Genomic DNA, 1,460 nt, shown 5'->3' on the forward strand with positions numbered 1-1,460 from the left:
CTGCTGAGTCCAGTCACACAGGGCTAAACCCAGATTTACCTTTTTTGGAAAGTAGTGATGTACGCTGGCTTTCTTGATGTCGAACTCGCGGGCGATATCTAGAAAGCTAAAGCCGTTGTAGCCGCGGGCACGTAAAAGCTCAGCCGAATAGTCGATGATTTGTTGTCGGGTGTTGGTTGTCATGTGTTCATCCTACCTACCGGTAGGTAGGCAGGTCAAGCGGCATTATTTGCCCAACCAAACTCGATGCCAGCATGTGCACAGCGAGGCTGCTAAGCGCTATTTTTATCAATAGTATGATTTTGTCGTTGTCTGCCTTTATGCGCAGCTTAGTGCCCAAAAATGAGCCGGCTATCGCACAGACGATCATTACACTGATCAGCAATAAGCTATCACTCAAAAACGGGGTGATAGCCAAATACACTGGGATTTTTGCAAGATGACTGATCGTCATAAACATGGCGCTGGTGGAGATAATCTGATCGTTAGATTCTAATTCTTTAGTCAAAACGGATAAGGCTAGCGGGCCCGGCGCTCCAACGATTAGCCCTAAGCCGGTCTGGAGAAAGCCAATCAAATAATAACTTTCAAACTTCTTTATAAATGCGCCAAAGGTTTTGCTCCACAGGTTGAGAAGTAGATAGCAAGCAATCGCAACAGGCAAGAATTGCAGGGGAATATTAAATAGCGCGAGGCTAAATACGATCGTCCCTAGAACTGAGCCGATCAAAAATGCAGGAAAGAGGTGCCACTGAACATCAGACAGTGAAAAGAACATTCGTGAAGCATTACTCGCAATCTGGGTAATGCCATGAATCGGAATGATAATGCTTGGGCTAAGAAACAGCGGAAGAATCGCAATCAGTAGCATCCCCCCACCAAAGCCAATGACGCCTGCGATGATAGACGTGATTAATGTGATGAAACCGAGTGTAAGGATCATGCCCATTTTATAAGCCGTAAGCTGGTCGATAGTTATGAGATCTTTGCATGATGCCCTTTCGTTACGGTAACGAAGCCTCAAATTTTTGAACTAACATATTCATCTCTCTACCGTGATGATATGTCTGCCTTTCTTGTTCTGTTCGGTGAATGCGAATCGCTGTTTTGAAGAACGGTGCGTCATACACGAAGGTATGAAATTCACCGACTTCTCCGCAAGGGTCGACACACTCGGGTAATCCCTCAAGCAGGGAATTATCGTAGTCTGCGCCGCAGCAGTGTTCCTCAAGATGTTTTAGATTAATGCTTTGCAGCAAGGCTCGAATCGGTGTGTTGATGATTTGTCGAGCGATCTCTCGAGACAGATCTATCTGTTCTTCGATTAAGAGCGGAAATACACACTCAATAACTGTTTCTGAAAATAGTTTTTGTCGAAACTCGACAATGCCGTTGCAGTATAAATCGCCAAATGCGATAGCATCGAATGGAACGGTCCAGTTCGCTAAGCCCTCTAATAG

General features: G+C 45.3%; 2 protein-coding genes and 1 pseudogene. All 3 read right to left on the bottom strand.

Annotation, left to right across the window (positions count from 1 at the left end):
* On the bottom strand, nt 1-183 hold a 183-nt coding region (locus A3739_RS16390), incomplete at its 3' end, for a TetR/AcrR family transcriptional regulator (protein WP_156502629.1).
* Between the two features lie 13 nt (nt 184-196).
* Nucleotides 197-949 carry a sulfite exporter TauE/SafE family protein gene (locus A3739_RS16395; protein ID WP_068482353.1) on the bottom strand — a complete coding sequence of 251 codons (753 nt, stop codon included), beginning with the start codon at nt 947-949 and terminating at the stop codon, nt 197-199.
* Between the two features lie 55 nt (nt 950-1,004).
* Nucleotides 1,005-1,460, bottom strand: a pseudogene (locus tag A3739_RS16400) (hypothetical protein); the annotation flags it as partial.

Source organism: Oleiphilus sp. HI0067 (genome assembly GCF_001635735.1).